This window comes from Microbacterium sp. NRRL B-14842 (genome assembly GCF_050470785.1).
In genome coordinates this window covers 1-23,736 of record NZ_JBFLUM010000060.1, presented here as the reverse complement: position 1 = coordinate 23,736, position 23,736 = coordinate 1, and the positions used below count along the sequence as shown (strand labels likewise).

Sequence of the window (23,736 nt, the reverse complement as noted above, 5' to 3'; positions counted from 1 at the left end):
AGCAGCCCGTCGTACTTGTCCGAGTAGGACGTCGCCGTCTGCTCCACACGCGCCGCGACCGCAGAGAAGAGAGCGCCGACGGCCGCGGGGTCCTTCGCCAGCGCCTCGGAGAACTTCTCCTCGTCGAAGGTGAGCTTGCCGTACATGTCGGTCGAGATGCCGACCGTGGAGGGGGAGACCCCGTCCACCGGGTGCTGGATGGCGTCGGCGAGGGCGGTCCGCAGGCCGCGGATGGTGCTGTCGCCGGTGAAGACGCCGAGCGTCGTCTTCTCGCCCTGTCCCGCGGCGACGGTGGCCTTCGAGCCGTTGTCGATGCGGGTGAAGATGTCGGTGAGGAGGGCGATGAACTCGCCGGAGGCCTTGGCCCTGGCCTCGCTGTCGACGGCGACGGTCACGGTGACGGGGGACGTCGAGACGGTGGAGACCGTGACGTCGACGCCCTCGAAGAGATCGGTGAAGGTGTTGCCGGACGAGGTGATGACCTGTTCGGCCGCGGTGCCGGCCCAGAGGCGCAGCTGCGCGTCCGTGCCCGTGGCGATGACGGCGGCCCCGGGCTCCGTGGACACGTCCGTGGCGGGTGCCGGCGGTGACGGCGGCGAGGTCTCCCGCGTAGACGCGGAAGCGTCCCGCCTCGCCGGACTCCTCGGCCCGGAGCTGCAGGCGGTAGACGGGGGTGCCGTCGGCGTCCTTGCCGGCGGGGACGGCGGTGGCGAGGACGCCCGTGTCGGCGTCGTTGATGGCCTGGGCGATGTCCTGCATCGAGGTGGAGTCGGCCTGCACCTGCACGCGCTTCCCCGTGGCGTCCTCGAGGGTCAGCACGGGCGGGTCCGCGGGCCAGCGGGAAGCGGCGGCGGAGACGACGGTGTGCGCCTGGGCGACGCGGTCGACGACGATGTCGGTCGACACGGGCGCGGCGCCGGTGCGCAGGGCGACCTTCACCGATTCCGACGACGAGGTGCCGGTGAAGCGGTCGAGACCGCCAGGCGCTGCGGCCTTCTCGGCGGCGGCGGCGAGGTTCTGCACGGCGGTGTTGAGGGTGCGCAGCTGTGTCATGACGACGTTCTTGTCGTCGATCTTGGCCTTGAGCAGCGTGCGGGGGATGGCGTGCACGTCCATCAGCGCCTTGATGACCTCGGTGGTCTTCAGCCCCGACACGAGGCCGTCGAGCGAGAGCGACATGCGGCTTCCCTTCTGTGTGCGGCGGGGCCCGGGTGACGGCCGAAGCCGTCACCCGGACCCCCGGAGTGATTCCGTGCGGCGGCGCGGGTCAGCGCAGCAGCTGGAGCACGCCCTGGTTGGCCTGGTTGGCCTGGGCCAGCATGGCCGTTCCCGCCTGCGACAGGATGTTCGCGGACGTGAACTTGACCATCTCGGACGCCATGTCGGTGTCGCGGATGCGGCTCTCGGCGGCGGCGAGGTTCTCGGCCGACACGTTGAGGCTGTTGATGGTCGACTCGAAGCGGTTCTGCAGCGCACCGTAGCCGGCACGTGCGGTCGAGACCGCCTGGATCTGCGTGTCGATGCCCGCCAGAGCCGCGCCGTACGTCGCCGCGTCCGTCATGCCGGCCGCGAGCGTCTTGATGTCGGCGCCGAGCGTGGCGAAGTTGGTCAGAGCCCACCGAGATCTGGTCCTCGGCGGCGACCGCACCCGCACCCACCTGGAACGTCAGCGTCGCGCCGCCCGAGAGCAGCTTGATGCCGTTGAAGTTCGTGCTCGACGCGATCCGGGTGAGCTCGTCGCCCAGGGCGGAGATCTCGGTCTGGATGGCCTCGCGCGACTTCGCGTTGTTCGAGTCGTTCGCGCCCTGGTTGGTCAGGTCGCGCACGCGCTGCAGGATGGAGTGCACCTCGGTCAGGGCGCCTTCTGCGGTCTGGATGACCGAGATGCCGTCCTGGGCGTTGCGAGCCGCGACGTTCAGGCCGTTGACCTGCGAACGCAGGCCCTCGGAGATCGCGAGGCCGGCGGCGTCGTCCGCTGCGCGGTTGATGCGCAGACCGCTCGAGAGCTTCTCGAGCGACTTCGACAGGTCGTTCTGCGTGTTGGACAGGTTGCGGTAGGCGTTGAGCGCGCCCACGTTGGTGTTGATCTGCATACCCATGAGGGTTTCCTCCGTGATGTGTTGTACGGGAGACCATCCGTGGTCTCCTGCCCTGACCTATCGGCGGAGGATGCGGACGCGTTAGGCGGGGGCGGCGGCGCGGAAGACGTCGCCGATCCGGACGCCGGCGGCCTCGGCGATGCGGCCGAAATAGGCGTCGCGTGCGGCAGGCGAGACGCGGGTGGTGGTCGTGGTCTCGGTGCCGCCCTCCGCGAAGTAGCGGTCGAGGGCGTCGCGGAGCAGGCGCACGGCCTCCGACCGCTGCTGCGAGACGGCCGAGTGGGTCACGCACAGCTCCTCGGCGATCTCCTTCACGGGCCGCTCCTCGATGTAGACGGCCATGATGATGCGCCGCATGCGCTCGGGGAGGGCGCCGATGGCGTGTTCGAGCACCTCACGCCGTTCGCCGACCATCGCCGACTCCTCCGGCAGCGGGATGTCGGCGACGAGATCGCGCGTGGCGGGGTCGTCCAGCGGGGCGACGGTGCGTGCGGCGTCCGCGAGGGCCTCGACGACCACCTCCTTGGGGGAGCCCATGGCGGTGGCGATCTCGGTGGCGGTCGCCGTGCGGCCGAACGCGGCGGTGAGGGTCTCGCGGACGGCGACCGTCTCCTTGATGCGCTTGCGGATGCCGCGGGACGCCCAGTCCATGGCGCGCATCTCGTCGGCGAACGCGCCGAGGATGCGTCGACGGGCGTAGGCGCCGAAGGGGACGCCGAGCGCGGGGTCGTACGCGTCGGCGGCGGTCACGAGGGCGAGCGCGCCGACGGCGGCGAGCTCTTCGCGGGGGATATGGGTAGCCCGAGCATGGGTGTCTGCAGCGAGGTAGCCGACCAGGGGGAGGTTGGCCTCGACGAGGCGGTTGCGCTCAGCGCGCGACGACATGGGGATGATCCACCTCTCTGGATGCACTCCGGAAGCTCATGGCGAGGGATAGATGGCCATATCACAAGGTCCGAGATATGTCCATGGGGAGCACTAACCGCCGCCAATGCACATAGTAACCTTAGGGGCGCGGCGGCCGATAGAGATTTATGAACCGTTAACAGGCGGGCCGATCGCACCCGCGTGGGGCGGGGGATCGCTGGGGACAAAGGGGATCATGGGAGCCAACGAACTATCGATGCAGCTCTGGCGCGAGCGCGAGCTGCTCGAGATGCTGCTTTTCAAGCTCGACGAGCAGCAGCTGCTGCTCGCCGCCGGCCGGTCGCACTGGATCCAGTTCGCGGCCAGGGAGATCGATCAGGTGCTCGACCGCCTCCGCGCGGCGAGCCTGGCCAGGGCCGTCGAGGTCGCCGGTGTCGCCGAGGAGTGGGGGGCTCCTCAGGACGCGACGATCGGTCAGCTCATCGAGCACGCTCCGGACGGAGCCTGGGGCGATGTCTTCACCGACCACATGCGTGCGCTGGTGAAGCTGACAGCGGAGGTCGAGCAGATGCGCGACGCCGCCGCGGAGCAGCTCAGCGGAGTGCTCCGCGCCACGCAGGAGACCATCGCCGCTCTCGGCCAGGAGAGCGGCGAATACACCACCCGCGGCGACCGCGCCCGCGAGGACGCCGCCCGCATCATCGACACCGAGATGTGACCGAGAGGGATTCATGTCGACCTTCAGTGGACTGACCACCGCCGCCAGCGGCCTCGCCGCCGCACGGCGGGGCATGGACGTGGTCGGGCAGAACATCGCCAACCAGAAGACCGAGGGGTACACGCGGCAGCGCGTCGAGACCTCCTCGATCGCCGCCGTCGCGCAGACGGGCCGCTTCAGCATGGGCGCGCTCCCCGGACACGGCGTCTCGATCGACGGGGTGTCCCGCCTCGGTGACGCGCTGCTCGACGCCCGGGTCCGCGACACCCTCGGCGCTTCCGGCTACTGGGCCACCCGCGCGCTGGCAGCGACGACTGCCGAGTCGGCCCTCGCGGAGCCGACCGACAAGGGCCTCGCCAACCGGCTGACCAGCTTCTGGGCGGGCTGGCAGGACCTCGCCAACACCCCGGATTCGGGTGCGGCGGCCGCGAGCATCCTGGAGTCGGCGAAGGAGCTCGCCGCCCATATCTCCGGCGGCTACCGCACGGTCGCCGCGCAGTGGACGGCCGCCCGCGGGACCGCCGAGCGCACCGTCAGTCAGGTCAACGCCGCCGCCGACCAGATCGCGGTGCTGAACAGCGAGATCCGGGAGGCGCTGGCCTCGGGGCGATCGGCCAACGAGCTCACCGACCGCCGCAACCTGCTCGCGGAGGACGTGGCCCGGCTCGCCGGCGCGACGGCCACCGTGGAGACGGACGGCACGCTCACGGTCCGCCTCGGCGGCAACGCCCTGGTCTCCGGCGGCGACGCCCGTCACATCGCGCTGACCGGCTCGGCGACGATCGACGGCGCTCCGCGCGTCGGGGTCGCCTGGGAGTCGGTGCCGGATCTTCCCCTCGTCGTCGACGGGGGAGAGCTGGGCGGCTCCCTCGCGGTGCTCGCCCCGGCCGCCGACGGCGGGATGCTGGCGCAGCTCGCCGCGACATACGACCGCGTCGCCACGGCGCTCGCGGAGTCGCTCAACGCCCAGCACCGCGCCGGCGTCACGGCGTCCGGACAGCCGGGCGGCGACTTCTTCACCCTCCCGGCCACCGGCTCCGCCGCGCTCGGGATGCAGGTGGCCGTCAGCACGGCGGCCGACCTCGCCCTCGCCGCCCCCGGGGCCGGAGCCAAGGACGCGACCAACGCCGACCTCATCTCCCAGATCGGGCAGCGCGCGACCTCTCCGGACGCACTGTGGACCGATCAGGTGACCCGCTTCGGCGTCGCCACCGCGGCCGACGTGCAACGCGCGAAGGTGTCGGATGCGGCGGCTGTCGGCGCCGTCGGTGCGCAGCAGTCCGTCGCGGCCGTGGACGGCGACGAGGAGACGATCAGCCTGCTCACCTACCAGACCGCCTACCAGGCGGCGGCCCGCGTGCTCACCGCCGTCGACGAGGCCCTCGACGTGCTCATCAACCGCACGGGCGTCGTCGGACGCTGATCGGAGAAGCTCCATGATCTCTCGCGTGACCCAGACCACGATGACGCAGACGGCGATGCGCCAGCTGCAGTCCAACCTCTCCGAACTCGCCCGTCTGCAGGAGCAGGCCACGTCGCAGAAGGCGTTCGCCGCCCCCTCGGACGACCCGGCAGCGGCGGCGGCCGCCCTCGCCCTGCACGCCGAGCAGCGGCGCACCGAGCAGTATGCGCGCAACATCGACGACGGCCTGGCCTGGGTGACTGCCGCCGATACGGCGATCACCTCCAGCACGTCCCTGCTCTCGCGGGTGCGGGACCTCACCGCGCAAGGGGCCAACGACGGGGCGCTGGACGCCACGGCGAAGGAGGCCCTCGCGGTGGAACTGGAGGGCATCCGCGACGAGCTGCTCGCGCAGGCGAACACCCGGCTGCTCGGCCGGTCCGTCTTCGCCGGCACGTCGGACACCGCGGCCTTCGGGTCCGACTACTCCTACAGCGGTGTCGCCGGCTCCGAGGTCACCCGCCGCGTGTCCGATGCGGCGGCCGTCCGCGTCGACACGGACGGTGCGGCGGTGTTCGGCACCGGAGACGACTCGGTGTTCGCCCTCGTCGACCGCATCGTCGCCGATCTCCGCTCCGGCACCAACGTGGGGCCCCGACTCGGGGAGATCGACGACCGCCGCACGGCGATGCTGGGCGTGCAGGGCGCGGTCGGCACCAGACAGGCTCAGATCGAACGCGCCAAGGAGGCGGCAGTGCAGAATTCCGTGTCCCTCGAGTCCCGCCGCGCCGCGGTCGAGGATGTCGACTCGGTCGAGGTGCTCATCCGCCTGCAGGCGCAGGAGCTCGTCTACCGCTCGGCGCTCGCCGTCAACGCGCGCGTGCTGCAGCCGACGCTGATGGACTTCCTGCGATGACCGCCGTGCTCACCTTCACGGCCCCACCGCCCGGGCTGGCTCCGCACGTGGACTTCGCCCTCGCACCCGTCGACGGTGCGGACGGGCTCTTCGCGATGCGGGCGGTCGAGGACGACGCCCTGCGGCTCTACCTCGTCGACCCGAACACGGTCCTGGCGGAGTACGCGCCGATCCTCACGGACGCCCAGGTGGCCGACCTCGCTCTCGCCTCGGCGGACGACGCCTTCGTGCTCGTGGTGGCCCACCCCGGCGCCGACGGCGTCAGCGTCAACCTGCTGGCGCCGGTCGTCGTGAACCGGGCGACGGGAGCGGCGACCCAGGTCATCCTCGAAGGCCAGGACTACCCGGTGCGGGCGCCGCTGGGCTGACCCGCGCGGGTGCCGGGGCGCCGGGCGTGACGGGCGGGGTGACGACTACCCTGGAGACGTGATCCTCGCCGTCGACACGTCCCTTGGCACCGCCGTCGCCCTCATCGACCCAGACGGGACGTCTCGTGCCGAGGCCGGTACCGCCGATCCGCTGGGCCACGCCGAGGTGATCGGCGACCTCGTCCACGACGTACTCCGGGAGGGGGGAGCCGACGGCATCACGCACGTCGTCGCCGGCATGGGCCCCGGTCCGTTCACCGGACTGCGCATCGGCATCGCGACCGCGCGGGCGTTCGCCCTCGGCCGCGGCATCCCGGTGGTGCCGGTCCCGAGTCACACGGCGGCCGCGCTGACGATCCAGTCCACGGTGACCGAGCCGTTCGCCGTCGTCACCGACGCCCGCCGCCGCGAGGTCGCCGTCACCGTGTTCGACGGACAGGACGAGGACGGGATCCCGCGCACGATCGCCGACACGGTGCTCGTGCGGGCCGCCGACGCCGACGATCATCTCGCCGGTCTCCGCCGGGTCGACGTGACGACGCTGTCCGCAGCCGACCTCGCCAGGGTGGGGGCGCGCGCACTCGCCGCCGGGCGGGTCCTCGCGGGGGACGAGCCGCTCTACCTGCGGCACCCGGATGTGTCCCTGCCCGGTGCTCCGAAGAAGGTGGGCGCATGACCCTCCGGGACGCGCGGCAGGACGATCTCGACGCGATCATGGCCATCGAGCAGCGCTCGTTCCCGACCGACGCGTGGAGCCGGGACACCATGGCGAGCGAGCTGGCGAGCCCGCACGGCCGCTACCTCGTCGACGAGCGGGGCGGGGCGATCGTCGGATACGGCGGCATCCGGGCGCTGCAGGGCGGTGCGGACGCCGACATCCAGACCATCGCCCTCCTCGCCGAGGTCCGGGGTCAGGGCCGCGGGCGCGCGCTGCTGCGTGCGCTGCTGCAGGCGGCCGCCGACCGTGGGGCGCATGAGGTGTTCCTCGAGGTGCGCGCCGACAACCCTCCGGCCGAAGGACTGTATCGCGCGGAGGGCTTCGAGGAGATCGGCAGGCGCCCCCGCTACTATCAGCCGGATGACGTGGACGCGATCGTGATGCGTCTGGATCTGCGCCGCCACCCGGCGCCCGCCGACACGCCGGAGGAGGCGACCGCATGAGTGAGCCCCTGGTGCTCGGCATCGAGACGAGCTGCGACGAGACCGGCATCGGCATCGTGCGCGGTCGTACGCTGCTGTCCAACACGATCGCCTCCAGCATGGACGAGCACGCCCGGTACGGCGGCGTCGTGCCGGAGGTCGCCGCCCGCGCGCATCTCGAGGCCCTCCAGCCGACCATCGACGCCGCGCTCGCCGAGGCCGGCGTCCGTCTCGCCGACCTCGATGCGGTGGCCGTGACCAGCGGTCCGGGCCTCGCGGGAGCGCTCATGGTCGGTGTGGGGGCGGCGAAGGGACTCGCGGTCGCCTTGGACAAACCGCTGTATGCGGTCAATCACCTCGTCGGTCACATCGCGGCCGACATCCTGACGCCGGACTCGGCGCCGTTGGAGTATCCGACGATCGCGCTGCTGGTCTCCGGCGGCCACACCTCCCTGCTCCACGTGCGCGATCTCACGACCGACGTGGAGCTGCTCGGCGAGACCGTGGACGACGCCGCGGGCGAGGCTTTCGACAAGGTCGCCCGACTGCTGTCCCTGCCCTACCCCGGCGGCCCCGAGATCGACAGGGCCGCGGTGGGCGGAAACCCGGACGCGATCCGCTTCCCGCGCGGGCTGTCCCGCGCCTCCGACCTCGCGAAGCATCGCTACGACTTCTCGTTCTCCGGGCTGAAGACCGCGGTCGCCCGCTGGATCGAGCGCTTCGAGGCCGAGAACGCCGAGGCGGGTGCCGACGCCCGGGACCTCCCGATCGCCGACGTCGCTGCCAGTTTCCGGGAGGCCGTCGTCGACGTCCTGGTCACCAAGGCGCTCAACGCGTGCGCCGACCTCGGAGTGCCGCGGCTGCTCCTGGGTGGCGGTGTGATCGCGAACCGTCGGCTCCGCGACGTCGCCCTCGCCAGGGCCGCCGAGGCCGGCGTCACCGTGCGCATCCCTCCGCTGTCGCTCTGCACGGACAACGGCGCCATGATCGCGGCGCTGGCCGCTGAGCTCATCGCGTCCGGGCGCCCCGCATCGACCCTCGGCTTCGGCGCCGACTCGACCCTGCCGGTCACCGAGATCCAGGTCGCGGAGGCGGTGCCGGCGTGACCGGGCTCGCGCAGGAGCCGGAGTCGGACGGGGCCACGCCCCGTGCGCGGGTCGAGCGCGCGAGCGGGCAGGTCGAACGCCCGGCCGGGACGGCGCGCCTTCCCGGAGCCCCGCGCGAGGGCTACACGAAGCTGCCGACCGGTCCGGTCGGCATCGAGCCCGTCGTCGTGACCGGGCCCGACCTCGACCACGGAGAGGACGAGGGCTGGGAGCCGGCGGTCGAGCCCGCCGTCGTCGACGACACCCGCCTGGCCCCGTGGGCGCTGCTGGCGGCGATCGTCGCCCTCGGCGCGTCGTTCTTCGTCGGGTGGGGGATCCCGGTCGCGATCGTCGCGGTGATCGCCGCCATCATGTCCCTCCGGCGCCCCGTGGAGAACCGGGCGATCGCGCGCTGGGCCCTCGTGCTCGGCCTGTGCGCGACCGTGTACAGCCTGGGATGGCTGGTCTGGGCGGGGATGCAGTTCGAGAGACTCGGCTAGGCGGGCTGGCCATGACGGACGACGACGACGTCGAGGAGCGCAGGGCCCTGCAGCGCAAGGCTTTCGGCCCGGGCGGAGGCCTCACGGACGCGGAGGCCGCGCGCCTGCGACAGCTCGACGCCGCCCGGCGAAGCCCGTCGCCGGTACCTCCGCCGTCCCTCGGCTCCTTCGCCGCTGCAGAGGACGACGACGAGCCGTCGGCCGGAGACGACGCGCCCGTGGAGCCGGACGAGGAGTCCGCGGACATCGTCACCGCTCAGAGCGACGTTCCGGCTCAGAGGCGGCGGCGCCGTTCCCTCGGCATGCTCGCGCTCGGCGCGGTCGTCGTGCTCCTCCTCGGGGTCGGCGTCGGATGGCTGGCGTTCGGCCGGAGCGGCGGCACGGCGGTCTCCCTCAGCGCCGAGCAGCAGGGATGGCAGTCCGATCTCGTCGCGTCCGGACGATTCGACCCGGGCTCGGTGCGCGCGCTCGCGACGGAGGACGACGCGGTCATCTGGGTGGCGACGCAGAACGGGGGTGCGAGCATCTGCCTGGTCCTGGGCGCAGGGGAGAGCACGACGCCGAGCTGCAACCAGCGGGAAGCGGTGCAGGAGGACGGCCTCTGGGGCGAGGTGACGACCCAGCGCGACGACGAGTACACGCGCCAGGTCATGGCCCATCTGCTCCTCACGCCCGACGGTGAACCGGCGGTGAGCGTCGACGTCTCGGAGTACGGCTCCGGCGAGGGCGGCCCCACCTACGCGAACGAGGCGGAGACACGGACCGCCGAGCGCCTGGCCGATGACGGCTTCGACCCGAACTCGATCTGGGTCGCCGGGTACGACCGCGACGTCCCGATCTGGACGGCCTCCGAAAGGGAGACGGGTCGGCAGTGCCTCATCTACGACGGGGCGACGGCCGACGCGCCGCGGGCCTGTGAGACGACGGAGACGCTGCAGGAGCACGACGGTCGGCTGCGGTTGCAGGTGACCGACGCGGAGACCGGCGGAATGACGACCTACGAGCTGCCGACCTCCGGTTTCGGGTCGTTCGTGATCATCCGAGAGGGGAGCGACGTCGGTGCGGGAGGAGACTGACCGCCAGGGCTCCGCTGCGGCGGAGGAGCGCCGAGCACTGGAGCGCGCGGCCTATGGTCGGGACGGCGGACTCGACGCCGCCGGTGCCCGGCGCCTGCGCGAGCTCCAGGAGGAGCATCGACGGCAGGAGCTTCCGGCGGAGGAACGGCCGACGACAGCCTCCGAGGCGCTCCCGGTGGCGGAAGACGAGGGTCGGGAGTCCGATCCGCCGCCGGCTTCCGACGCATCGCCGCTCGCCGCGGCCGGAGCACCACCCGCACCCGTCGAGACGGGCGCGCCGATGCGGGCGCGCGGAGTCGTGCCGGTGCTCGTGGCGGCAGCGGCCCTCCTGGCGATCGGCGTCGGGGCGGGGTGGGCGCTGTTCGCCCCGCGGTCGGAGGCGTTCCCCTTGACCGAGACGCAGGAGCAGCGACGGATCGAACTCGCCGGGGAGGACTACGACCCCGGCTCCGTGCGTCCGGTGGCGGAGGCGGAGGGCGCCCTCGCCTGGTTCGCCACGCAGGATGACGGGGCCACCCGGTGCCTGATCCTCGACGTGGGTGAGGACTCCCAATCCACCTGTCTGGCAGCGGAGGAGGAGCTGGGGCCGGGCCTGTACGCCGCGCTCCCCGTGGCGGCCTCCGATGCCGGTGACGACGAGGACTCGTTCTCCACCGACAGCGTGACGGCGGTGATGCTGTTCTCCACCGCGGACGAGCCGATGGTGAGCATCCAGCGGTGGGGCGGAAGCTCCACGCTCTTCGCCCAGTTCGGGGAGGAGCAGCGCCCGAGGGTGAAGGAACTCATCCGCGACGGCTATGACCTCAACCTCACCCTCCTCGGCTCGTTCCGCGAGCAGCCGGTGTGGCTGGGCGACCGCCGTACGACGACCGGCCCCGCCCAGCGCTGCCTGATCGTCGACGCCGACGGTTCGCGGCAGTGCGCCACCCTCGACGAGGCGCTCCAGTCCGGGCTGCGCGTGCAGCTCCTCGACGTGGATCAGGAGACGGGAGAGCTGCTGTCGGCGTCCGTGGTCGAGGTGGCCTTCACCCGCTGGCAGATGCCGTACCTCACGGTGACCTCGGGCCCGGCCGTGGTCGACGAGGCGACGGGCGAGTCGTATCTCGTGACCACCGGGCCGCCGGGGGATCCGATCCGCGTCGACATCCCTGGCCGCGACCCGGACGACTGATCGCTCTCAGTCCGCGGCGGGCACCCGGTCGGCGAGGATCGCGCGTCGCTGATCGCCGAAGCGGGCGAGGATCAGGGTCGCCTCGGCGTCGCCGCGCAGGGTCAGCTTGCGCCGGAAGGCCGCGGGGTCGACGTCGACCCCGCGCTTCTTGATCTCGATGCGGCCGATGCCGTGCGTCTTCAGGGCCGCGTTGATCGTCTTCGGCGTGATCGGCAGCGTCTCCCGGACGCGGAAGGACTGCACGAACGGGCTCGTCAGCGCGGCATCGGAGGTGAGGTAGGCGATGCGCGGGTCGAGCATCCCCGCATCGAGGCTGCGGGCGACGTCGCCGATGAGGCGCGCCCGGATGACGGCGCCGTCCGGCTCGTGGAGGAAGGCCCCGAGCGGTCGGACCGGAGCGTCCTCGGCATCGGCAGGGCCGGTGAGCTCGTGCGAGCGCTCGCCGCGGATCACCAGGGCCGAGCGCCGGACCCCTTCCCTGGCCAGCTCCCTGGACCAGACGACGAGCTCCACGACGCTGCCGTCGGCGCTCACCCACTGCGTCTCCGCGTCCGCGGGCAGGGCGTCGCGGTCGTGGGCGGGGCCGAGCTTGATCCCGGTGGGGCGCTGCGCGGCGACGGCGAACGCCCAGTCGAGGGACGGCGAGTAGTCGTCGGCGGAGACGCGCCGGGTCTCGCTGTGTCCGGAGGTGCGGCGGGCGGGATCCATCCAGATCGCCTGGCCGGGGACCGGCTCTCCGAGCGCGTCCTCCGCCGTGGCGTGCCGGACGGTGGCGTCGTCGCCGAACGGGGCGAGGTTGTAGGCGGCGAGGGCCGCGGTCACCTCGTCGGCGTCCACCGCGTGCACCGCCAGTCCCGCGCCGGCGAACGCGAGGGCGTCGCCGCCGATCCCGCAGCCGAGGTCCGCGACGCTCGTGAGGCCGGCTCGGCGGATCCGCTGGGCGTGGCGGGCGGCCACGCCGAGGCGGGTGGCCTGCTCGAGGCCCGCGCGGGTGAACAGCATGCGGGCGGCGAAGGGGCCGAACTTCGCCGCGGCCCTGGCGCGCAGGTGCGCCTGCCCGACGACGGCGGAGACGAGGTCGGCGGAGTGTCCCGCAGCACGCAGTCGGGAGACGGCTGCGGCCGCCTCGGCGGTGGAGGTGACCGGCCGGAGCGCGTCGAGCAGCTCGAGGCCGGCGGGGGTCAGCAGGGCGCGCAGCTCGGACATCTCCACCCTCCCAGCCTAGGACCCGCGTGACGTGTGACCCGGGTTGGCACTCGCATTGCATGAGTGCCAGCCGACCGCCTACACTGGCATTAGCACTCTCGGGTTGAGAGTGCGAACGAGTCTTTCGTGTCAGCGTCAAGAAAGAAGAGGTAGACCGTGTCGGTTTCCATCAAGCCGCTCGAGGACCGCATCGTCATCAAGCAGGTCGAGGCCGAGCAGACCACCGCGAGTGGCCTGGTCATCCCCGACACCGCCAAGGAGAAGCCCCAGGAGGGCGAGGTCGTGGCGGTCGGCCCCGGCCGCATCGACGACAACGGCAACCGCGTTCCGCTCGACGTCGCCGTCGGCGACCGCGTGCTCTACAGCAAGTACGGCGGCACCGAGGTGAAGTTCGGCGCGGACGAGTTCCTCGTCCTGTCGGCTCGCGACGTCCTGGCGGTCGTCGTCCGCTGATCGCACACTCGGTTCCCTCTGCACGGCGGACGGGAACCCGGTCCGAAGAGGGCCCGGATGCTTCGGCATCCGGGCCCTCTTCCGCGTCCGGAGCGGCGCGGCCCTCGTCCTCGCGGGCATAGGGTTGTGCGGTGACCCCCGAGACGACCCGCGCCACCCGGACGGCGGGCGTCGCCTACGCCGGGAGCGCATACCTCCTGTGGGGCGTGCTGCCGCTCTACTTCCTCCTGCTGCAGCCCACCGGGCCGTGGGAGGTGGTCGCCTGGCGGGTGCTGCTCTCCTTCGTCTTCTGTCTTCTGCTGCTCACCGTCACGAGGGGATGGCCCGCCTTCCTCGCGATCGTCCGGAGTCCGCGACTGCTCGGGTGGACGGCCCTCGCCGGCCTGCTCATCTACGTCAACTGGCAGGTCTTCGTCCTCGGCACGTTGAGCGAGCACGTGGTGGAGACGGCGCTCGGCTACTTCATCAACCCGATCACCACCGTGCTGCTCGGCGTCTTCGTCCTCAAGGAGCGCCTCCGCCGTCTGCAGTGGGCGGCGGTCGGGATCGCGGCCGTCGCGGTCGTCGTCATCATCGTGGCGTACGGCCACGTCCCCTGGATCGCCCTGACCCTCACCGCTTCCTTCGGTCTGTACGGGCTCATCAAGAAGAAGATCGGCCCTGCCGTCGACGCGGTCAGCGGGTTGACGCTCGAGTCGTTCTGGCTGATCCCCATCGCGGTGGTGCAGCTCGTGGTCGTGGCGACGACGCCCGTCGGCCTGACGATGGGGACCGCGGGCTGGCCGCACGCCGTGCTGCTCGCCTTCGCGGGGGTGGCCACGGCTGTCCCCCTGCTGCTGTTCGCGGCCGGCACGCGTCGCGTCGACCTCACGATCATCGGGATGCTGCAGTTCCTCACCCCGGTCCTGCAGTTCGTGATCGGGGTCGTCGTGCTGCACGAGCCGATGCCGCCGGAGCGCTGGATCGGGTTCCTCCTGGTGTGGGTCGCGATCGCGGTCTTCGTCGTCGATCTGCTCCTCGCCGCGCGTCGCGGCCGTCGTGCCACCCGCGCCGCGGCGCTCTGATCGGTCCTGCCCGCGCCCCGAAACGGCGGCCCTGGATCGTTAACGCACCGAGATACTTGCCCCTCCTGCGCGCGGGGCGCACGCCCTAGTGTTAGAGCACCCGACTGTGGTCATCATCCACGTTCGTTTACGCAAGGGAGCATCATGAACGCACTGAAGGGCTCGCGCAGCGCGAGGATCTTCGCCGGGATCGCGCTGGTCAGCGCCTCCGCCCTCATCATCGCGGGCTGCAGCAGCACGCCCGATGCGGAGCCGTCGGACGGGGGCGGCGACAAGCCCGCCGCCGACCTGACGCTCAAGCTCGGTTCGCTGCTGCCCGCCACCGGTACGCTCGCGTTCCTGGGCGCGCCGATGGAGGCCGGCGTCCAGCTCGCCGTCAACCAGATCAACGAGGCCGACGCCGGCATCACGATCGACCTCAGCACGGGCGACGAGGGCGACCTCGACAACAAGGCCTACGAGACCTCCATCACCAACCTGCGCAACGGCGACATCACCGCCATGATCGGCGCGGCGTCCTCCAGCGTCACCAAGCTCATCCTCGACGGCAACGCGGGTGCGGACATCCTCACGGTGTCCCCGTCCAACACCTCGCCGGACTTCACGGGCATCAACCCGCTGTACTTCCGCACCGCACCGAGCGACAACCTCCAGGGCGAGGTCCTCGGCAACGAGATCGCCGAGGACGGCCACAAGACGCTGGGCATCATCTACCAGAACGACCCGTACGGCACGGGCCTGTTCGAGGCGATCAAGGCCACGTTCGAGAGCACCGGCGGCGAGGTCGTCGCCGATGCGTCGTACAACCAGGGTGACGGTCAGTTCAACGCGCAGGTCTCGGAGATCGCCGCGGCGAACCCGGACGCCGTCGCTGTCGTCTCCTACGACCAGTTCGCCACCATCGCGCCGCTGCTGGGCAACGCCGGGGTCGACACGGGCTCGCTGTACCTCGTCGACGGCAACCTCAAGGACTGGGGCGCCGACATCCCGGTGAGCCTCGAGGGCTCGAAGGGCACCCGCGCCGGCGCCGAGCTGCCGCAGGACTTCCTCGACCAGCTGAACGAGGTCTGGACGGCCGAGGGCAACGACCCGATCGACGCCGTGACCTACTCGGCCGAGGCGTACGACGCCGTGGTCCTCATCGCTCTGGCGGCGCTGAAGGCCGGCTCGGTCGAGGGCCCGGACATCGCGGCGGAGATGATCACCGTCTCCGGCGGCGACGGCGACGGCGAGAAGTGCGACAACTTCGCCGACTGCGCCGCGATCATCAACGACGGCGGCACGCCGGACTACGACGGCCTCTCCGGCGAGATCACGTTCGACGAGAACAACGACCCGAAGGGTGCCGCGATCGGCGTCTACGAGTTCGACGCCGAGAACGTCACCTCGCGCATCAAGTAAACACCGCACGAGGAAGGCCCCGGGTGCTTCGGCATCCGGGGCCTTCATCGTGCGGCGCGAGGTCTCAGGCGGCGTCGGTCCCGAGGGTGCCGAGGTAGAGGCCGATGACCTTCGGATCGTTCAGCAGCTCCCGACCGGTGCCCTCGTAGGCGTCCTTCCCCTGGTCGAGCACGTAGCCGCGGTCGCAGATCTGCAGGCACCGACGGGCGTTCTGCTCGACCATGATCGTCGTCACGCCCGCCTTGTTGATGTCGGAGACGCGGATGAAGGCGTCGTCCTGCCGCACGGGGGAGAGGCCGGCGGACGGCTCGTCCAGCAGCAGCACGGACGGGTCCATCATGAGCGCGCGGGACATGGCGACCATCTGGCGCTCGCCGCCGGAGAGCGAGCCCGCACGCTGCTTCAGGCGCTTGCCGATCTCCGCGAAGATGCTGCTGACGAACTCGAGCCGCTCCGCGAAGATCTTCGGGTTCTGGTAGAGCCCCATCTCCAGGTTCTCCTGGATGGTGAGCGACGGGAACACGTTGTTCGTCTGCGGCACGAAGGCGACACCGCGGCGTACGAGCTTGTCGGCCTTGAGGCCGACAATGCTCTCGCCCTTGACGGTGATATCGCCCTCGCGGACGTTCACCATGCCGAAGATCGCCTTGAGGAGCGTCGACTTCCCGGCGCCGTTCGGGCCGATGATGCCGATGAGCTCGCCCTGGCGGGCGACGAGGTTCGCGCCGTTGAGGATGTTCACTCCCGGCAGGTAGCCGGCGTGCACGTCCTTCAGCTCGACGATGACGTCGCCGGTCTCGGGGGTGCCCTCGGCGGGGATCGCGGTGCTCATGCCTTCTCCTCCTCGGCGGCGTCCTCGGCCTCGACCTCGGCCTCGACCTCCGTCTCGATCTGCTCGCGGATGCGCTCCGCGTCGGCGTCCGAGATCACCGGGAGGCGGCCGGTGACGGCGCCGAGGTCCACGTCCTGATGGGCGCCCAGGTAGGCGTCCACGACCGCGGGGTCCTCCATGACGGTCTCCGGAGGCCCCTCGGCCACCACGCGCCCCTCGGCCATCACGACGACCCAGTCGGCGATGTGACGCACCATGTGCATGTCGTGCTCCACGAAGAGCACCGTCATCCCGAGGTCCTTGAGGTCGAGGATGTGGTCGAGGAGCGACTGCGTGAGGGCGGGGTTCACCCCGGCCATCGGCTCGTCGAGCATCACCAGGTTCGGGTCGCTCATGAGCGCCCGTGCCATCTCCAGGAGCTTGCGCTGACCGCCGGAGAGGGAGGCGGCGAAGTCCTGCTCCTTGGCGTCGAGCTTGAAGCGCACGAGGAGCTCGTGGGCCCGCTGCTCGATCTCCTGCTCCTGCGCGCGCCAGAGGAAGGGGAAGAGCCCGGCCCAGAAGCCCTCGCCGCGCTGGTCCTTCGCGCCGAGCTTCATGTTCTCCAGCACGGTCAGCAGCGACAGCGACTTGGTGAGCTGGAAGGTGCGCACCTGGCCCATCCGGGCGACCTTGAAGGACGGGATGCCGGAGAGGCTCTTGCCGTCGTACGACCAGGTACCGCTGTTGGGTTTGTCGAACCCGCAGAGGAGGTTGAACAGTGTGGTCTTCCCGGCGCCGTTGGGGCCGATGAGTGCCGTGATGGCGCCACGCGGGATCTCGAGGTGATCGACGTCGACGGCGGTCAGTCCGCCGAAGCGCCGCTGCACCGCGTCCACGACGAGGATCGGGTCGACCTTCTTGACTCCGGGGGCGGCGGGACCCGCGGCGAGGCCGGTGGTCTTGGCGCGGGGAGCGCTCTTCGCGGGCGTGACGGCCGCGTCGTTCTCACTTGACAAAGGTCATCTCCCTCTTGTTCCCCAGGATGCCCTGCGGGCGGAACACGACGATGAGCATCAGCACGATGCCGATGAGGATGTAGCGCACCACGTCGGCCTGTGCGCTCGTCATGGGCAGGTAGCCGGCCGTGGCCATCGCCGGGAGGAGCGCGCCGAGGAAGGCGAACACCACCCAGAAGAGCACGGCGCCGAGCGTCGGGCCGAAGACCGTCGCCGCACCGCCGAGGAGCAGGATCGTCCACAGGAAGAACGTCAGCGACGTCGAGTAGCTGCCGGGGATGACCGCCGAGGGCAGGACGAAGACGATGCCGCCAAGCGCACCGATCACACCACCCACCACGAGCGCCTGCATCTTGTACGCGAAGACGTTCTTACCGAGCGACCGCACGGCGTCCTCGTCCTCGCGGATGCCCTTGAGCACGCGGCCCCACGGGCTGCGCATGAGCGCCCAGACCACGAGGATCGTCAGAGCGAGGGTGAGCAGACCGAACACCCGCACCCAGAGGTCGTTCGCGTTGTACGTCCACGGGCCGAAGCCGTACGTCCCCGGAGGGAACGGGTTGGCATCGCGGAAGCTCTGGTGGTAGCCGGAGAGCCCGCCGGCGGAGTTCGTCCAGTCCTTGAACAGCTCCGTGACGAACATCAGGCGCACGACCTCCGCGGCCGCGATGGTCGCGATGGCGAGGTAGTCGGCGCGCAGACGCAGCGTCGGGATGCCCAGCAGCAGGGCGAAGAGCGCTCCGCCGGTGATGCCGACGAGCACGCCCAGCCACCACGGGAAGCCGAAGGTGAGGATCGAGATCGCGTAGCCGTAGCCGCCGATCGCCATGAACGCCGCCATGCCGAAGTTGAGCAGACCCGTGTAGCCGAAGTGCACAGCGAGGCCGGTGGCCGCGAGCGCGTAGGCGATCGTCGTCGGGCTGAACAGGTAGGAGGCGGTGTTGCCGAAGATGCTTCCGAAGTCCATGCGTCAGCCCAACCTTTCCTTGCGTCCGAGGATGCCCTGCGGTCGCACGAGCAGGATGATGATCAGCGCGACGAGGGCGCTGGCGTACTTGAGGTCGGTCGGCACCCCGAGGAGCGTGGACACCTCGACCGCGAGGCCGACGATGATCGAGCCGATCAGGGCGCCGATCGCCGAGCCGAGCCCGCCGAGCGTGATGGCGCAGAACATCAGCAGCAGCATCTGCATACCCATGTCCCACTTCACGCCGGGGCGGAAGTACGCCCAGAGGATCCCGGAGATCGCGGCCAGGGTGCCGGCGAGGATCCAGACGATGCGGATGACCTTGTCCACGTCGATGCCGGAGGCGGCGGCGAGCTGCGGGTTGTCCGAGATCGCCCTCGTCGCCTTGCCGGTGCGGGTGCGGGTGAGGAAGAACGCGACGCCGAGGATCACGATGATGCTGGTCGCCATGCCGATCAGGTCGATGTACGACAGGGAGATCGGCCCGAGACGGATGGGCTCCGGGCTGGAACCGGGCAGCTGATAGGTGTTGCCGCCGATGATGTACTGCAGACCGTAGCGGAGGGCCAGCGAGAGGCCGATGCTGACGATCATGAGCTGGACGACGCCCAGACCCCGGCGCCGCAGCGGCTTCCAGATGCCGGCGTCCAGAGCCCAGCCGAGCGCCGCACCGCCGATGACCGCGGCGATGATGCCGGCCCACAGCGGGAGTTGCCAGAACGAGGTGACGACGAGCGTGACCACCGCGCCCCAGCTCACCATCTCGCCGTGCGCGAAGTTCGACAGCCGGGTCGTGCCGTAGATCAGCGCGGCGCCCATCGAGGCGAGCCCCAGCAGCAGACCGAAGTTCAGACCGCCCACCATGCGCGACAGGAGCTGGTCGAGGAAGGAGACGGTCACCCGCTCGCCCTCGCCCAGGAAGAAGTTCACGATCTTCGTGCCGGTGAGCCCGAACTCCAGCTCGAACGAGGCGGTCGTGCCCGAGACGGGCTGGATCCCCTCGGGGAGCTGCGTCGCGTCGACGATCACGCCGTCCGGAAGCGTGGACTCGTCGACCGTCAGGGTGTACGTCTCCTTCTCCGGCACGTACAGCCGCCACTTGCCCTCGGCGTCGGTCTCGGTCTCGGCGTCGAAGCCGTTCCCCTCGATCGTCATCACGACGCCCTCGACGGGCTCGTCGCCGTCGGTGACGACGCCGGCGAAGTAGAAGTCGGTGACCTCCTGGCCGTCGTCCGTCGTCTCCGCGGATGCGGCTGAGGGAGGGAGGAGGAGCGATGCCGCGAGCGCCATCAGGATTCCGAAGAAGGCGAAGGCCCAAGGGCGCTTTCGCGGTCCGGCGAGTGCTGTGGGTCCCACGCAACCTCCACTGTGAGTGCTGTCTCCGCGGACTCGGGTCGAACCGCGGGGATGGACGACGCACTTGAGCGTAATGGGCGATCGGCGATTCACCTATCGTCCGGGCCAACGGTCCGGTAACGACAGGGCTCTGGGAATGTTCTCGGGCGTGTCTCGCTTAGAATCTCCATACGGGTCACGCCCGCGCACCGGCCGACGTCGACCCCCCATTCGCACCCGGATCCGCGCCACTCGCGCAGGAGGAGATTCCATGGACCAGCACGATCCCTTCGGCTTCGTCGGACTGACCTACGATGACGTGCTGCTGCTCCCCGGGCACACCGACGTCATCCCCAGCGAGGCCGACACGTCGTCCCGGATCACGCGGCGGATCTCCGTCGCGACGCCGCTCCTCTCCAGCGCGATGGACACCGTGACCGAGTCCCGCATGGCGATCGCCATGGCGCGGGAGGGTGGCATCGGCATCCTGCACCGCAACCTCTCGATCGCCGACCAGGCCGCGCACGTCGACCGCGTGAAGCGGAGCGAGTCCGGCATGATCACCGACCCCATCACCACGACGCAGGACGCGACCGTGGAGGAGGTCGACGCGCTGTGCGCCAAGTACCGGATCTCCGGTCTCCCGGTCGTGGACGACGAGGGTCGTCTGGTCGGCATCATCACGAACCGGGACATGCGCTTCGTCTCCGGCTTCGAGCGCCAGAGCACGTTCGTGAAGGACGTCATGACGAGGGAGAACCTCGTCACCGCCCCGGTGGGCGTCGCGGCAGGCGAGGTCATCGCGCTGTTCGCGAAGCACCGCGTCGAGAAGCTGCCCCTCATCGACGAGGACGGCAAGCTCGCCGGCCTCATCACCATCAAGGACTTCGACAAGAGCGAGAAGTACCCGCTCGCCACCAAGGACGACCAGGGCCGCCTGCGGGTGGGCGCGGCGATCGGTTTCTTCGGCGACGCCTGGGAGCGCGCCGAGGCCCTCCGCGACGCCGGTGTCGACGTGCTCGTCGTCGACACCGCCAACGGCCAGTCCCAGGGCGTGATCGACCTCGTCAAGCGCCTCAAGGCGGACGAGTCGTTCGCGCACATCGACGTCATCGGCGGCAACGTCGCCACCCGCGAGGGCGCGCAGGCGCTGGTCGACGCGGGGGTCGACGCGGTCAAGGTGGGCGTGGGTCCCGGCTCGATCTGCACGACGCGCGTGGTCGCCGGTGTCGGCGTGCCGCAGGTGACGGCCGTCTACGAGGCGTCGCTCGCGGCGCGTCCGGCCGGCGTCCCGGTGATCGCCGACGGCGGCCTGCAGTACTCGGGCGACATCGCGAAGGCCCTGGTCGCCGGCGCCGACGCCGTGATGCTCGGCTCGCTGCTCGCCGGCACGGACGAGTCGCCGGGCGAGATCGTCTTCCAGTCGGGCAAGCAGTTCAAGCAGTACCGCGGGATGGGATCGCTCGGCGCCATGCAGACGCGCGGCAAGCAGACCTCGTACTCGAAGGACCGCTACTTCCAGGCCGACGTGCCCAGTGACGACAAGCTGATCCCGGAGGGCATCGAGGGCCAGGTCCCGTACCGCGGCCCGCTCTCCGCCGTCGCCTACCAGCTCGTCGGCGGGCTGCGGCAGTCGATGTTCTACGTCGGTGCGCGCACCATCGAGGAGCTCAAGCAGCGCGGCAAGTTCGTGCGCATCACCTCGGCGGGACTCAAGGAGTCGCACCCGCACGATGTGCAGATCGTCGTCGAGGCGCCGAACTACAAGAAGTGACAGCGGCCCCCGGGAAGGGGGACGCAGGAGGGGCCGGATGCGCTGCATCCGGCCCCTCGTCGTCCGCGGTGCGGTCAGCCGCAGCGGTAGGTGACGCCGCCGACGTCCCACACCCCGGGTCCGAGCTCGGCGCACGTCCCGATCACGCCGGCCAGCACGGTCACCAGCAGGACGATCCCGATGATCGCGAAGATCGTCAGGATGGCTCCGACGATGATGCCGGCGATCGCGATGCCCTTGGGGGCCTTCGCCTTGCCGAGCTGCACGGCGGCGATGATGCTGAGGATGAGGCCGACCGGCGGCAGCAGGAACGCCAGCACGAGGCCGATGATCGACAGCACCCGCCCGGGCGGCGAGGTCGGCACGTCCTGCGCGTAGGGGGCGCCGGGCGGGGGAGCGGAGGCCGCGGGATACGGCGAGGGCGCGCCGCCGGGCGGCGGCGGGTTGTAGGGCGGCGGGGCGTCGGGCGACGGTGCGTCGGTCATGATCTCTCCTCGGTTCCGGTCGTAGCCCAGAGCGTAGCGACGGAGGGACGGGCATGCCATCCCCCTTCCGGGCCCCGCGCGCCGCGCGTACGGTGCCGGTATGTGCCGAAACATCGTGCCTCTGAACAACCTCGAGCCCGCAGCCACGGATGAGGAGTGCCAGGAGGCCGCGCTCCAGTTCGTCCGCAAGATCTCTGGGACGACGGCGCCCTCGCGCGCGAACCGCGAGGTGTTCGATCGCGCGGTGGCCGAGATCGCCGTGGCCACGCGGCGGCTGCTCGACGATCTCGTGACCTCGGCACCGCCCAAGAACCGCGAGGAGCAGGCGGCGAAGAGGCGGGCGCGATCGGCGGAGCGCTACGAGGCGATCCGGGTCTTCAGGAGGAGAAGCGGGCGGCGCGCGCGGGCTGACGCGCTGCGGGCCGGGGGTGGAGCCCTGTGCCAGAATCGACGTACCCCGCTCGACTTTCCCTGCGGCCCGGTGATGAAGGCACCGAGCTCGCACCGCCGAATCCCCCCGGCAGGGAATCTCCCCAAGGAGAGCTGTACATGGCTGAGGTCCCCCCTCGCATCCTCGTCGTCGACGACGACCACGACGTCGCCCTGCTCGTCAAGACCGTCCTGGAACGGCGTGCAGGCTGCGTCGTCGATCTCGCGGACGACGGCCGGTCCGGCGCTCGAGAAGGCCGCGGCGGTGAAACCCGACGTCGTCGTGACCGACATCGAGATGCCGGGGCTCAGCGGCCTGGAGCTGCTCGCGGAACTGCGGCGCCTCATGCCGACCGTGCCGGTCGTCGTGATGACCGCGCACGTCTCGGTCGAGTACGCCGTGTCGGCGCTCCGGGCGCAGGCCGACGAGTTCCTCACCAAGCCGCTCGACAACGCCCGACTCGTGGAGTCGGTCACCCGGCTCGTCGAGGAGTCCCGGCGCCGGAAGGCGGAGGCGAAGACCGGCGAGGTCGTCCTCGCGATCGGGGCGCACCCGGACGACGTCGAGATCGGCGTCGGCGGCATCCTCGCGGCGCACGCGGCCGCCGGCGATCAGATCACGATCCTCACGCTCTCCCGCGGAGCGCGCGGCGGTGACGCGGACAGTCGCCAGCATGAGTCGCTCGCCGCGGCCGAGCAGGTGGGGGCGCGCCTGTTCGTCAAGACCTCATCGACACCGAGATCTCGGGCGGAGGATCGACCGTCCGCCTCATCGAGGAGGTCGTGCAGGAGATCCAGCCGACCATCGTCTACACGCACTCGCACCACGACCGCCACCAGGATCACCGCGCGGTGAACGAGGCGACGATCGTCGCGACCCGCCGCGTCGGCACGGTCGCCTGCTACCAGAGCCCTTCCGCGACCATCGACTACCGGCCCACGCGCTTCGTCCGCATCGACCGCTTCCTGGATGACAAGCTGCGGCTGCTGGAGTGCTTCCAGTCCCAGACCGCGGCGAACCGGGAGTATCTCGCGCCGGAGTTCGTCACCGCCACCGCACGCTACTGGTCGCGGTTCGGCGGCGGCGAGGCGGTCGAGCCGCTGGAGGTCGTGCGCGAGACCGCCGAGTCATCGGCGCCCATGAACTGAGTCGACGGGAGAGCTGATGACGAAGCGCGTACTGGTCACCGGAGCCGGAGGCCCCGCCGGCGTCGCCGTGATCCGCTCCCTGCTGCGACGGCCCGATCTGACGGTCTTCGCGCCGACATGGACGGATGGGCGAGCGGCATCTACCTCGTGCCACCGGCGCAACGCCGTCTGTTCCCCCGGGGCGTGACGAGGACTTCGTGCCGGCGATCGCGCGGATGGTCGCGGAGGACGGTCTCGACCTCGTGATCTCGACCGTCGACGTGGAGCTGATCGCCCTCGCGGACCGCCGCGACGAGCTGGCCCC

General features: G+C 70.9%; 24 protein-coding genes and 3 pseudogenes. 17 read left to right on the top strand and 10 right to left on the bottom strand.

What is annotated here, in order from left to right:
- The 4 genes and pseudogenes from fliD to AB1285_RS23810 form a co-directional block, all read right to left on the bottom strand.
- On the bottom strand, window positions 1-566 hold a 566-nt coding region (gene fliD / locus AB1285_RS23825), incomplete at its 3' end, for a flagellar filament capping protein FliD (protein WP_429977973.1).
- 142 nt (window positions 567-708) lie between these two features.
- Window positions 709-1,116, bottom strand: a pseudogene (locus tag AB1285_RS23820) (flagellar cap protein FliD N-terminal domain-containing protein); the annotation flags it as partial.
- Window positions 1,117-1,267: 151 nt separating this feature from the next.
- Window positions 1,268-2,099, bottom strand: a pseudogene (locus tag AB1285_RS23815) (flagellin).
- Between the two features lie 81 nt (window positions 2,100-2,180).
- Window positions 2,181-2,984 (bottom strand): sigma-70 family RNA polymerase sigma factor, encoded by an 804-nt coding sequence (locus AB1285_RS23810; protein ID WP_370428309.1) that lies wholly within the window; start codon window positions 2,982-2,984, stop codon window positions 2,181-2,183.
- 217 nt (window positions 2,985-3,201) lie between these two features.
- Here AB1285_RS23810 and flgN point away from each other — a divergent pair, with 217 nt between their 5' ends.
- The 10 genes from flgN to AB1285_RS23760 are packed head-to-tail and all read left to right on the top strand — an operon-like array spanning window position 3,202 to window position 11,342.
- Window positions 3,202-3,684, top strand: a complete 483-nt coding sequence (flgN, locus tag AB1285_RS23805; RefSeq protein WP_025104341.1) for a flagellar export chaperone FlgN — start codon at window positions 3,202-3,204, stop codon at window positions 3,682-3,684.
- Window positions 3,685-3,697: 13 nt separating this feature from the next.
- A complete protein-coding gene (flgK, locus tag AB1285_RS23800) occupies window positions 3,698-5,107 on the top strand; it encodes a flagellar hook-associated protein FlgK (protein ID WP_259955202.1) in 1,410 nt (469 codons plus the stop codon).
- 13 nt (window positions 5,108-5,120) lie between these two features.
- The gene (flgL, locus tag AB1285_RS23795; RefSeq protein ID WP_268777196.1) at window positions 5,121-6,002 is read left to right on the top strand and encodes a flagellar hook-associated protein FlgL; all 882 of its coding nucleotides are present in this window, start codon (window positions 5,121-5,123) and stop codon (window positions 6,000-6,002) included.
- Window positions 5,999-6,370, top strand: a complete 372-nt coding sequence (locus AB1285_RS23790) for a flagellar assembly protein FliW (RefSeq protein ID WP_187663415.1) — start codon at window positions 5,999-6,001, stop codon at window positions 6,368-6,370. Before flgL ends, AB1285_RS23790 begins: the two co-directional genes overlap by 4 nt.
- Window positions 6,371-6,428: 58 nt before the next feature.
- Window positions 6,429-7,046 carry a tRNA (adenosine(37)-N6)-threonylcarbamoyltransferase complex dimerization subunit type 1 TsaB gene (gene tsaB, locus AB1285_RS23785; protein WP_370428308.1) on the top strand — a complete coding sequence of 206 codons (618 nt, stop codon included), beginning with the start codon at window positions 6,429-6,431 and terminating at the stop codon, window positions 7,044-7,046.
- On the top strand, window positions 7,043-7,531 hold the full coding sequence (gene rimI, locus AB1285_RS23780; RefSeq protein ID WP_370428307.1) for a ribosomal protein S18-alanine N-acetyltransferase: 489 nt from the start codon (window positions 7,043-7,045) through the stop codon (window positions 7,529-7,531). The genes tsaB and rimI overlap by 4 nt, the downstream gene beginning before the upstream one ends.
- Complete coding sequence (gene tsaD, locus AB1285_RS23775) at window positions 7,528-8,616, top strand: tRNA (adenosine(37)-N6)-threonylcarbamoyltransferase complex transferase subunit TsaD (RefSeq protein WP_187663418.1); 1,089 nt, start codon at window positions 7,528-7,530, stop codon at window positions 8,614-8,616. The genes rimI and tsaD overlap by 4 nt, the downstream gene beginning before the upstream one ends.
- Window positions 8,613-9,095, top strand: a complete 483-nt coding sequence (locus AB1285_RS23770) for a hypothetical protein (RefSeq protein ID WP_259955208.1) — start codon at window positions 8,613-8,615, stop codon at window positions 9,093-9,095. The genes tsaD and AB1285_RS23770 overlap by 4 nt, the downstream gene beginning before the upstream one ends.
- 11 nt (window positions 9,096-9,106) lie before the next feature.
- Window positions 9,107-10,171, top strand: a complete 1,065-nt coding sequence (locus AB1285_RS23765) for a hypothetical protein (protein WP_370428306.1) — start codon at window positions 9,107-9,109, stop codon at window positions 10,169-10,171.
- Window positions 10,155-11,342: a hypothetical protein gene (locus tag AB1285_RS23760; RefSeq protein ID WP_259955211.1), complete on the top strand. Its 1,188-nt coding sequence runs from the start codon at window positions 10,155-10,157 to the stop codon at window positions 11,340-11,342. The genes AB1285_RS23765 and AB1285_RS23760 overlap by 17 nt, the downstream gene beginning before the upstream one ends.
- Window positions 11,343-11,348: 6 nt before the next feature.
- Here AB1285_RS23760 and AB1285_RS23755 read toward each other — a convergent pair whose 3' ends face one another.
- The gene (locus tag AB1285_RS23755; protein WP_280566782.1) at window positions 11,349-12,554 is read right to left on the bottom strand and encodes a THUMP-like domain-containing protein; all 1,206 of its coding nucleotides are present in this window, start codon (window positions 12,552-12,554) and stop codon (window positions 11,349-11,351) included.
- A gap of 150 nt (window positions 12,555-12,704) precedes the next feature.
- On the opposite strand from AB1285_RS23755, the gene groES reads away from it, so the two are divergent.
- The 3 genes from groES (at window position 12,705) to AB1285_RS23740 (ending at window position 15,466) form a co-directional block, all read left to right on the top strand.
- Complete coding sequence (gene groES, locus AB1285_RS23750; protein ID WP_017203655.1) at window positions 12,705-13,001, top strand: co-chaperone GroES; 297 nt, start codon at window positions 12,705-12,707, stop codon at window positions 12,999-13,001.
- Between the two features lie 131 nt (window positions 13,002-13,132).
- Window positions 13,133-14,065: an EamA family transporter RarD gene (gene rarD / locus AB1285_RS23745; protein WP_370428305.1), complete on the top strand. Its 933-nt coding sequence runs from the start codon at window positions 13,133-13,135 to the stop codon at window positions 14,063-14,065.
- A 144-nt stretch (window positions 14,066-14,209) separates the two neighbouring features.
- The gene (locus AB1285_RS23740; RefSeq protein WP_187663424.1) at window positions 14,210-15,466 is read left to right on the top strand and encodes an ABC transporter substrate-binding protein; all 1,257 of its coding nucleotides are present in this window, start codon (window positions 14,210-14,212) and stop codon (window positions 15,464-15,466) included.
- Window positions 15,467-15,530: 64 nt separating this feature from the next.
- Here the strand turns inward: AB1285_RS23740 and AB1285_RS23735 are convergent, their stop codons facing one another.
- The 4 genes from AB1285_RS23735 to AB1285_RS23720 are packed head-to-tail and all read right to left on the bottom strand — an operon-like array spanning window position 15,531 to window position 19,550.
- Window positions 15,531-16,298, bottom strand: a complete 768-nt coding sequence (locus AB1285_RS23735) for an ABC transporter ATP-binding protein (RefSeq protein WP_187663425.1) — start codon at window positions 16,296-16,298, stop codon at window positions 15,531-15,533.
- Complete coding sequence (locus AB1285_RS23730; protein ID WP_370428304.1) at window positions 16,295-17,293, bottom strand: ABC transporter ATP-binding protein; 999 nt, start codon at window positions 17,291-17,293, stop codon at window positions 16,295-16,297. Before AB1285_RS23730 ends, AB1285_RS23735 begins: the two co-directional genes overlap by 4 nt.
- Complete coding sequence (locus AB1285_RS23725) at window positions 17,283-18,260, bottom strand: branched-chain amino acid ABC transporter permease (RefSeq protein ID WP_025103732.1); 978 nt, start codon at window positions 18,258-18,260, stop codon at window positions 17,283-17,285. The genes AB1285_RS23730 and AB1285_RS23725 overlap by 11 nt, the downstream gene beginning before the upstream one ends.
- A gap of 3 nt (window positions 18,261-18,263) precedes the next feature.
- Window positions 18,264-19,550: a branched-chain amino acid ABC transporter permease gene (locus AB1285_RS23720; protein ID WP_187663427.1), complete on the bottom strand. Its 1,287-nt coding sequence runs from the start codon at window positions 19,548-19,550 to the stop codon at window positions 18,264-18,266.
- A gap of 316 nt (window positions 19,551-19,866) precedes the next feature.
- Here AB1285_RS23720 and guaB point away from each other — a divergent pair, with 316 nt between their 5' ends.
- Window positions 19,867-21,369, top strand: coding sequence for an IMP dehydrogenase (guaB, locus tag AB1285_RS23715; protein ID WP_025103734.1), 1,503 nt, complete (start codon window positions 19,867-19,869; stop codon window positions 21,367-21,369).
- Between the two features lie 74 nt (window positions 21,370-21,443).
- Here guaB and AB1285_RS23710 read toward each other — a convergent pair whose 3' ends face one another.
- Window positions 21,444-21,854: a hypothetical protein gene (locus tag AB1285_RS23710; RefSeq protein WP_268777189.1), complete on the bottom strand. Its 411-nt coding sequence runs from the start codon at window positions 21,852-21,854 to the stop codon at window positions 21,444-21,446.
- Between the two features lie 100 nt (window positions 21,855-21,954).
- On the opposite strand from AB1285_RS23710, the gene AB1285_RS23705 reads away from it, so the two are divergent.
- The 3 genes and pseudogenes from AB1285_RS23705 to AB1285_RS23695 form a co-directional block, all read left to right on the top strand.
- Window positions 21,955-23,139, top strand: coding sequence for a DUF2277 family protein (locus tag AB1285_RS23705; protein ID WP_429977972.1), 1,185 nt, complete (start codon window positions 21,955-21,957; stop codon window positions 23,137-23,139).
- A complete protein-coding gene (locus tag AB1285_RS23700) occupies window positions 23,067-23,432 on the top strand; it encodes a PIG-L deacetylase family protein (protein WP_429977971.1) in 366 nt (121 codons plus the stop codon). Before AB1285_RS23705 ends, AB1285_RS23700 begins: the two co-directional genes overlap by 73 nt.
- A gap of 16 nt (window positions 23,433-23,448) precedes the next feature.
- Window positions 23,449-23,736, top strand: a pseudogene (locus tag AB1285_RS23695) (ATP-grasp domain-containing protein); the annotation flags it as partial.